This window comes from Kitasatospora sp. NPDC058218, from assembly GCF_042882445.1.
Classification (GTDB): domain Bacteria; phylum Actinomycetota; class Actinomycetes; order Streptomycetales; family Streptomycetaceae; genus Kitasatospora.
In genome coordinates this window covers 58,020-66,760 of sequence record NZ_JBHVWC010000063.1, presented here as the reverse complement: position 1 = coordinate 66,760, position 8,741 = coordinate 58,020, and the positions used below count along the sequence as shown (strand labels likewise).

The following is an 8,741-nucleotide window of genomic DNA, read 5'->3' as shown; positions in this document are numbered from 1 at the left end:
CGACCGAGCACCGGTCGCGGGCCCGCCGTTCGTCGTGCGGGGCTACCAGCCGCGCTCGCGCCACTCCTGGAGGTGCGGGCGCTCGGCGCCGAGGGTGGTGTCGTTGCCGTGGCCGGGGTACACCCAGGCCTCGTCCGGGAGGGCGTCGAAGACCTTCTCGGTGACGTCCCGGTAGAGGCTCTCGAAGGCCTCCTTGTCGCCCCACGTGTTGCCCACGCCGCCCGGGAAGAGGCAGTCGCCGGTGAACACGTGCGGGTGGCCCTGCGGGTCGTCGTAGACCAGCACGACGGCGCCGGGGGTGTGGCCGACCAGGTGCCGGACGGTCAGCTCGATCTGCCCGAACCGCAGCGGCTCGCCGTCCTCCAGCAGCAGCTCGGTGGGGACGTCGATGCCCTCGGCGTCGTACCGCCCGGCGGCGGTGCGGGCGCCGGTGGCCGCGACCACCTCGGCGAGCGCGCCCCAGTGGTCGTGGTGGCGGTGCGTGGTGACCACGGTGGTCAGGCTGTCGCCGACCGTCTCCAGCAGCACCGGCGCGTCGGCGGCGGCGTCGATCAGCAACTGCTCGTCGGTGGCCCGGCAGCGCAGCAGGTAGGCGTTGTTGTCGTACGGGCCGACGGCCGCCTTGGTGATGATCAGGTGGGCCAGCTCGCGCACGTCCGGCGGCCCGCCGACCTTGACCGCTCCGTGGTACGTCATCCGTCCGCTCCTCGTCGTGTCGGGGCTGCCGACGGCATCGCCCCTTCTGCCAGCATCGTCGCGCGGCCGGGCCGCGTCTTGTGGATCTTCCCGCGGCCGGGCCCCGACCGGGGTCGCGCGTCCGGCCGGGGCCCGCCGCGGCGGTTAGCCCAGCGGGGGCAGCGCGGGCAGTGCGGCGCGGCCGTCGGTGAGCTGGACGCCGCCGCGGTGGACCTGCAGGCCGTCGCCGTCGGAGCGGCCGGAGAGCCAGGCGGTGAGCGCCCGCACCGGGCCCTCGGCGGTCAGCCCGGGCCCGCCGTCGGCCGCGCCGATCACGGCCCGGTCCTCGGTGTCGTCGGCGACCAGCTCGACCGGGGGCAGGCCCTCGGCGCCGGCCAGCCGGGCGGACAGGCGGTGGAACTCGGCCACCGCGAAGACCCGCGGCCAGTGCGCGGGGGAGTAGCCGGCGTCCAGGTCGACGTGGTGGTACTCGATCTCCATCAGCCGCTTCCACGGGATGTCGACGGCGGGGAAGACGTAGCCGGTCCGGTGGCGCACCTGGGCCGTCCAGGCCTGCGGCGCCAGCGCCGCGGCGGCCGCGGCGAACCGCTCGCCCGAGTCGCGCAGGTCGTCGAGCTGGACGTCGAGCGGGCGCCCGGCGCCGTCCTCGATGCCCTGGTCGCGGGCCTGGTCGCTGGGGTACTGCGGGATGTCGGTGCCGGTCCGGGCGCCGTCGAGGAGGTTGACCAGGGAGTCGGCGTTGCGGGCCAGGTGGGCCAGTACGTGGCCCCTGGTCCAGCCCGGCAGGGCGGAGGGCTCCGCGAGGGCCTCGGGCTTCAGGCCGGTGACGGTGTGCAGCAGGTGCCCCGTGCTGGTGGCGACCAGCCGGAGCCGCTCGTCGGCGAGGGCGGCGGCGGTCTGGGGGTCGGTCATCGGTGGCGGCCTCCGTCGGAGTGGTCGGCAGCGTTGCCCGCACGGGCACTCGCTCGTTGACGAGGGTGACGCTATCTCCGATGTCACGGCTGAGCAGGGCTTTTCTCGGACAGCCCCGGTCAACTTCGAGCGGGCTTCTCACTCGTTCGGGTGGACTCCACTGGACGAGCTCGATAATCGAACGCCTGAGCTATAGGCTGGCTGGCGCATCCTGGAAGAAGTACACCTCTCACGCAAAGCCATCTCGCCCGGAGAAAGGCGCCAGAAGCAGTGGCCGACCGCCTCATCGTCCGCGGTGCTCGCGAGCACAATCTCAAGAACGTCTCGCTCGACCTGCCCCGCGACTCCCTCATCGTCTTCACGGGCCTCTCCGGGTCCGGTAAGTCCTCGCTGGCCTTCGACACGATCTTCGCCGAGGGGCAGCGCCGCTACGTCGAGTCGCTGTCCTCCTACGCCCGGCAGTTCCTCGGGCAGATGGACAAGCCCGACGTCGACTTCATCGAGGGCCTGTCCCCGGCCGTCTCGATCGACCAGAAGTCCACCAACCGCAACCCGCGGTCCACGGTGGGCACCATCACCGAGGTCTACGACTACCTGCGGCTGCTGTTCGCACGGATCGGCAAGCCGCACTGCCCGCACTGCGCCCGCCCGATCGCCAAGCAGTCCCCGCAGGCCATCGTGGACAAGGTGCTGGAGCTCGCCGAGGGCACCCGGTTCCAGGTGCTCAGCCCGGTGGTGCGCGAGCGCAAGGGCGAGTTCGTCGACCTCTTCGCCGACCTCCAGTCCAAGGGCTACGCCCGGGCCCGGGTGGACGGCGAGACGGTCCAGCTCGCCGAGCCGCCCAAGCTCAAGAAGCAGGAGAAGCACACCGTCGAGGTGGTCATCGACCGCCTCACCGTGAAGAGCAGCGCCAAGCGCCGCCTGACCGACTCGGTGGAGACGGCCCTGCGGCTGGGCGGCGGCATGGTCGTGCTCGACTTCGTCGACCTCCCGGAGGACGACCCGGAGCGCGAGCGGATGTACTCCGAGCACCTCTACTGCCCGTACGACGACGTGTCGTTCGAGGAGCTGGAGCCGCGCTCGTTCTCCTTCAACTCGCCGTTCGGCGCCTGTCCGGACTGCTCCGGCCTGGGCAACCGGATGGAGGTCGACCCGGAGCTGGTCGTCCCCGACGAGGAGAAGTCGCTGGACGAGGGGGCCATCCACCCGTGGTCCGGCGGCCACACCAAGGAGTACTTCCAGCGCCTGATCGACGCGCTCGCCGGCGAGCTGGGCTTCCGGACGGACCTCCCCTGGGCCGGGCTGCCGGCCCGGGCCAAGAAGGCGCTGCTGTACGGCCACAAGCACCAGGTCGAGGTGCGCTACCGCAACCGCTACGGCCGGGACCGCTCGTACACCACGGGCTTCGAGGGCGCGGTGCCGTTCATCCAGCGCCGGCACACCGAGGCGGAGAGCGACAGCAGCCGCGAGCGCTTCGAGGGCTACATGCGCGAGGTGCCCTGCCCGACCTGCCGGGGCACCAGGCTCAAGCCGGTGGTGCTGGCCGTCACCGTCGAGGGCCGGTCCATCGCGGACGTCTCGTCCATGTCGATCAGCGACTGCTCGGACTTCCTCGGCGCGATGAAGCTCAACGCCCGGGACAAGCAGATCGCCGAGCGGGTCCTGAAGGAGGTCAACGAGAGGCTGCGGTTCCTGGTCGACGTCGGCCTGGACTACCTCTCGCTCAACCGCGCGGCCGGCACCCTCTCCGGCGGTGAGGCGCAGCGGATCCGGCTCGCCACCCAGATCGGGTCCGGCCTGGTCGGCGTGCTGTACGTGCTGGACGAGCCCTCCATCGGCCTGCACCAGCGCGACAACCACCGGCTGATCGAGACCCTGGTCCGGCTGCGGGACATCGGCAACACCCTGATCGTCGTCGAGCACGACGAGGACACCATCAAGATGGCCGACTGGGTGGTCGACATCGGCCCGGGCGCCGGTGAGCACGGCGGCAAGGTGGTGCACTCCGGCTCGCTCAAGGAGCTGCTCGCCAACAAGGAGTCGCTGACCGGCCAGTACCTCTCCGGCAAGCGCTCCATCCCGATCCCGGCCGCCCGCCGCGAGCGGGACAAGAAGCGCCAGCTGACCGTCCACGGCGCCCGCGAGCACAACCTCAAGGACGTCACGGTCGGCTTCCCGCTCGGCACCTTCACCGCGATCACCGGCGTCTCCGGCTCCGGCAAGTCGACGCTGGTCAACGACATCCTCTACACCCACCTCGCCCGGGAGCTGAACGGCGCCCGCAGCGTGCCGGGCCGGCACACCCGGATCACCGGCACCGACCAGGTGGACAAGGTCGTGCACGTCGACCAGTCGCCGATCGGCCGCACCCCGCGCTCCAACCCGGCCACCTACACCGGCGTGTTCGACCACGTCCGGCGGCTCTTCGCCGAGACGCAGGAGGCCAAGGTCCGCGGCTACCTGCCCGGCCGGTTCTCGTTCAACGTCAAGGGCGGCCGCTGCGAGAACTGCTCCGGCGACGGCACCATCAAGATCGAGATGAACTTCCTGCCGGACGTCTACGTGCCGTGCGAGGTCTGCCACGGCGCCCGGTACAACCGGGAGACGCTGGAGGTCCACTTCAAGGGCAAGTCCATCGCCGAGGTGCTGGACATGCCGATCGAGGAGGCCCTGCACTTCTTCGAGGCCGTCCCGGCGATCGCCCGGCACCTGCGGACGCTCAACGACGTCGGCCTCGGCTACGTCCGGCTCGGCCAGTCCGCGCCGACCCTCTCCGGCGGTGAGGCCCAGCGCGTCAAGCTCGCCTCCGAGCTGCAGAAGCGCTCCACCGGGCGGACGGTCTACGTGCTGGACGAGCCCACCACCGGTCTGCACTTCGAGGACATCAGCAAGCTGATCACGGTGCTCTCCGGGCTGGTGGAGAAGGGCAACACGGTCATCGTCATCGAGCACAACCTCGATGTGATCAAGACGGCCGACTGGATCGTCGACATGGGCCCCGAAGGCGGTTCCGGCGGTGGCATGGTGGTCGCCGAGGGCACTCCGGAGCAGATCGCGGCCGTCTCCGAGAGCCACACCGGCAAGTTCCTGCGGGACATCCTCCCGGGCGAGTTCAACGACGCCCCGGCGCCGGTGAAGGCCCCGCGCAAGCGGGCCGTCGCCAAGAAGAAGTAGCGCCGCGCCGCAGGCGAACGCGACACCGACCCGGCCGCCCCGTCCTCGGGGGCGGCCGGGTAAGGGGCGCATAGACTCTGCGCCGACCCGCGCAACAGCGAAGCCCGCGGCGAGCCGCAGCGAGACCAGGAGCGAACGACATGTCCGAGGCACCCGAGAGCCAGCCGGGCGAGAGCCCCGCCACCTCCCGCCGCACCCTGCTCTGCGGAGCCGCGGCCGTCCTCGCGGCCGGTGGCGGCGCCCTGGCGGTCTCCGGGTGCTCCTCCTCGTCCTCGTCCACCTCCTCCGGGGCCAAGACCCCGGTGGACGTCGGTCCGGCCACCGCCGTGCCGGTCGGCGGCGGCACCGTCTACCGCGACCAGAAGATCGTGGTGACCCAGCCGACCGCCGGCGAGTACAAGGCGTTCAGCGCCAAGTGCACCCACGCCGGCTGCATCGTCGACCAGGTCAAGAACCAGAAGATCCAATGCCCCTGTCACGGCAGCATGTTCGCCATCGGCGACGGCGCGGTGCTGGACGGTCCGGCCCCCACCCCGCTCCCCGCCTACGCCGTGGCGGTCGAGGGCGGCAACCTCAAGGTGACCCCGAGCTGAAGCAGTTGATCTCCGCCCTGTCGATCCCCGCCTTGTTGATCTCTCCTCCGCGGCCCCGGCCCGAGTCGGTACGGTGGACCCATGGCTGACCCGTCCACCTACCGCCCCGCTCCGGGCGCGATCCCGACCTCCCCGGGCGTCTACAAGTTCCGTGACGCCCACGGGCGGGTCATCTACGTCGGCAAGGCCAAGAGTCTGCGACCCCGGCTCTCGTCCTACTTCCAGGACCTCGCCGGGTTGCACCCGCGTACCGCGACGATGGTCACCACGGCCGCCTCGGTGGAGTGGACGGTCGTCTCCACCGAGGTCGAGGCGCTCCAGCTGGAGTACTCCTGGATCAAGGAGTTCGATCCCCGCTTCAACGTCAAGTACCGCGACGACAAGAGCTATCCGGAGCTGGCGGTCACGCTCGACGAGGAGTACCCGAGGGTCCAGGTGATGCGCGGGGCGCACAAGAAGGGCGTGCGCTACTTCGGTCCGTACGGGCACGCCTGGGCGATCCGCGAGACGGTCGACCTGCTGCTGCGCGTCTTCCCCGTCCGCACCTGCTCCAACGGTGTCTTCAAGCGCGCCCGCCAGGTCGGCCGGCCCTGCCTGCTCGGCTACATCGGCAAGTGCGCCGCGCCCTGCGTCGGCAAGGTCTCGGCCGACGAACACCGCGCGCTGGCCGAGGACTTCTGCGACTTCATGGCCGGCCGCACCGGCAACTACCTGCGCCGGCTGGAAGAGCAGATGCAGGAGGCCGCCGAGGAGCTGGAGTACGAGAAGGCGGCCCGGCTGCGGGACGACATCGGGGCGCTGAAGCGCGCGATGGAGAAGAACGCCATCGTCCTCGCCGACGCCACCGACGCCGACCTGCTCGCCCTCGCCGAGGACGAGTTGGAGGCCTCCGTCCAGATCTTCCACGTCCGCGGCGGCCGGGTCCGCGGCCAGCGCGGCTGGGTCACCGACAAGGTCGAGGACGTCGACACCGCGGCCCTGGTCGAGCACGCCCTGCAGCAGCTCTACGGCGGCGGCGACGGCACCGTGCCGCGCGAGGTCCTGGTGCCCGCGCTGCCGGAGCCCGCCGGGCCGGTCCGGGAGTGGCTGGCCGGGCTGCGCGGCAGCCAGGTCGACCTGCGGGTCCCGCAGCGCGGTGACAAGAAGGACCTGATGGCCACCGTGCAGCGCAACGCCCAGCAGGCGCTGGCGCTGCACAAGACCAAGCGCGCCTCGGACCTCACCACCCGCAGCCGCGCCCTGCAGGAGATCGCCGACGCGCTGGAGCTGGACTCCGTCCCGCTGCGGATCGAGTGCTTCGACATCTCCCACCTGCAGGGCGAGGACGTGGTCGCCTCGATGGTGGTCTTCGAGGACGGCCTGGCCCGCAAGAGCGAGTACCGCCGGTTCCAGATCAAGGGCTTCGAGGGCCAGGACGACGTCCGCTCGATGCACGAGGTGATCGGCCGCCGGTTCCGCCGCTACCTCCAGGAGCGCGAGCAGACCGGGGAGTGGGCCGTTCCCGAGGCCGACGACCCCGGCGCACCCGAGGATCCCGCCGCGTCCGGGGACCACGGGGCCGCCGCTTCGCCCGACGACGCCGCCGGCCCGCAGGTCCCGGCCGGCCCGGTGGACCCGGAGACGGGCCGCCCGCGCCGCTTCGCCTACCCGCCGCAGCTGTTGGTCGTCGACGGCGGCCAGCCGCAGGTCGCCGCCGCCAAGCGGGCCCTGGACGAGCTCGGCATCGACGACGTCGCCCTCTGCGGCCTGGCCAAGCGGCTGGAGGAGGTCTGGCTGCCCGGCGAGGACGACCCGGTGGTCCTGCCGCGCAGCAGCGAGGGCCTCTACCTGCTCCAGCGGGTCCGCGACGAGGCGCACCGGTTCGCGATCACCTACCAGCGCAGCAAGCGTTCCAAGCGACTCACCGCCGGGGAGCTGGACTCCGTCCCCGGCCTCGGCGAGACTCGCCGCCAGGCACTGCTCAAGCACTTCGGCTCGCTGAAGAAGCTCCGCGCGGCCACCGTCGACGAACTCTGCGCCGTACCCGGCATCGGACGCCGGACGGCGGAGACTGTTGCAGCAGCGTTGTCGTCCCGTCCACCCGCGACACTCGCCGTGAACACCGCCACCGGCGAGATCATCGATGACAGCGCCGACGCGGCCGGCCCGACAGCCGGCACCGCGGCCGACGCAGCGCCCCAGACCGCACCATTCCAGGAGACGCCATGACGGCCGACGCCGTCCGTCAGCCGGCGCGCCCCGCGCTCACTCGCCCGAGTGAGTCGGGGAAGCGTGGCCGCGCCGCGCGCGTTCTCCACAGCAGAACCACCGAGAGCGGGGAACCGAAGTGACGATGTCCGACGATGGCGGCACCGCCCGGCCGCAGGCCGGGGGAGAGAACGTCCCGGAGCTGGTGATCATCTCCGGCATGTCCGGAGCCGGCCGCTCGACGGCGGCCAAGTGCCTGGAGGACCTGGGCTGGTTCGTGGTGGACAACCTGCCGCCGGCCCTCATTCCGACCATGGTGGACCTCGGCGCCCGCTCCCAGGGCAACGTGGCCCGGATCGGCGCCGTGGTGGACGTCCGCGGCCGCCAGTTCTTCGACGACCTGCTCACCTCGCTCGACGAGCTGGAGAAGCGCGGCGTCCGGCTGAGCGTGGTCTTCCTGGAGTCCTCCGACGACGCCCTGGTGCGCCGCTTCGAGAGCGTGCGCCGCCCGCACCCGCTCCAGGCCGACGGCCGGATCGTGGACGGCATCGCCCAGGAGCGCGACCTCCTGCGCGAGCTGCGCGGCGAGGCCGACCTGGTGATCGACACCTCCAACCTCAACGTCCACCAGCTGCGGGCCAAGCTCGACGCCCAGTTCGCCGACCACGACGAGCCCGAGCTGCGCGCCACCGTGATGTCCTTCGGCTTCAAGTACGGCCTGCCGGTCGACGCCGACCTCGTGGTGGACTGTCGCTTCCTGCCGAATCCGCACTGGGTGCCCGAGCTGCGCGCCCGCACCGGCACCGACTCCGACGTCGCCGACTACGTGTTCCAGCAGCCCGGCGCCAATGAGTTCCTCAACGGCTACGCCGAGCTGCTGCGCATCATCACCGAGGGGTACCGCCGCGAGGGGAAGCGTTATATGACCCTTGCCGTAGGCTGCACCGGTGGCAAGCACCGCAGCGTCGCGATGTCCGAGCGGCTGACGAAGCGTCTCATCGCGGACGGAGTCGAAACGGTGCTCGTCCACCGTGACATGGGACGGGAGTAGCCGCCTCACCCCTGCCGGGCCGCCGGTGGAGGCCGGCGGCGGGCAAGAGGAACGCGAGGTGGGTGTGACGGGATACGTGCCCGGGCGGCAGCTTCAGAACAAGACCGCCGACCGGACGGGGGCCCCCC

6 protein-coding genes are annotated in these 8,741 nt (G+C 71.6%); 4 read left to right on the top strand and 2 right to left on the bottom strand.

Annotated features, from left to right (window positions below; translation table 11 throughout):
- Positions 1-42 precede the first annotated feature (42 nt).
- Positions 43-696: an MBL fold metallo-hydrolase gene (locus tag ACFVYI_RS33010; protein ID WP_387892392.1), complete on the bottom strand. Its 654-nt coding sequence runs from the start codon at positions 694-696 to the stop codon at positions 43-45.
- A 144-nt stretch (positions 697-840) separates the two neighbouring features.
- Complete coding sequence (locus ACFVYI_RS33005; RefSeq protein WP_387892391.1) at positions 841-1,608, bottom strand: maleylpyruvate isomerase family mycothiol-dependent enzyme; 768 nt, start codon at positions 1,606-1,608, stop codon at positions 841-843.
- A gap of 270 nt (positions 1,609-1,878) precedes the next feature.
- Between ACFVYI_RS33005 and uvrA the strand changes: the two genes are divergently transcribed.
- The 4 genes from uvrA to rapZ all read left to right on the top strand — a co-directional run bounded on the left by uvrA (position 1,879) and on the right by rapZ (position 8,613).
- Positions 1,879-4,782 (top strand): excinuclease ABC subunit UvrA, encoded by a 2,904-nt coding sequence (gene uvrA / locus ACFVYI_RS33000; RefSeq protein WP_387892389.1) that lies wholly within the window; start codon positions 1,879-1,881, stop codon positions 4,780-4,782.
- Positions 4,783-4,922: 140 nt separating this feature from the next.
- Positions 4,923-5,375: a Rieske (2Fe-2S) protein gene (locus ACFVYI_RS32995; protein ID WP_387892387.1), complete on the top strand. Its 453-nt coding sequence runs from the start codon at positions 4,923-4,925 to the stop codon at positions 5,373-5,375.
- 81 nt (positions 5,376-5,456) lie between these two features.
- Positions 5,457-7,583, top strand: coding sequence for an excinuclease ABC subunit UvrC (uvrC, locus tag ACFVYI_RS32990; protein WP_387892385.1), 2,127 nt, complete (start codon positions 5,457-5,459; stop codon positions 7,581-7,583).
- Between the two features lie 124 nt (positions 7,584-7,707).
- On the top strand, positions 7,708-8,613 hold the full coding sequence (gene rapZ / locus ACFVYI_RS32985) for an RNase adapter RapZ (RefSeq protein WP_360633781.1): 906 nt from the start codon (positions 7,708-7,710) through the stop codon (positions 8,611-8,613).
- The last annotated feature ends 128 nt before the right edge of the window (positions 8,614-8,741 follow it).

Excerpts from the sequence above, each read along its gene's own strand:
- ACFVYI_RS33010 (WP_387892392.1), bottom strand. The coding sequence starts at position 696 with ATGACGTACCACGGAGCGGTCAAGGTCGGCGGGCCGCCGGACGTGCGC.
- ACFVYI_RS33005 (WP_387892391.1), bottom strand. The coding sequence starts at position 1,608 with ATGACCGACCCCCAGACCGCCGCCGCCCTCGCCGACGAGCGGCTCCGG.
- ACFVYI_RS32995 (WP_387892387.1), top strand. The coding sequence starts at position 4,923 with ATGTCCGAGGCACCCGAGAGCCAGCCGGGCGAGAGCCCCGCCACCTCC.
- uvrC (WP_387892385.1), top strand. The coding sequence starts at position 5,457 with ATGGCTGACCCGTCCACCTACCGCCCCGCTCCGGGCGCGATCCCGACC.
- rapZ (WP_360633781.1), top strand. The coding sequence starts at position 7,708 with ATGTCCGACGATGGCGGCACCGCCCGGCCGCAGGCCGGGGGAGAGAAC.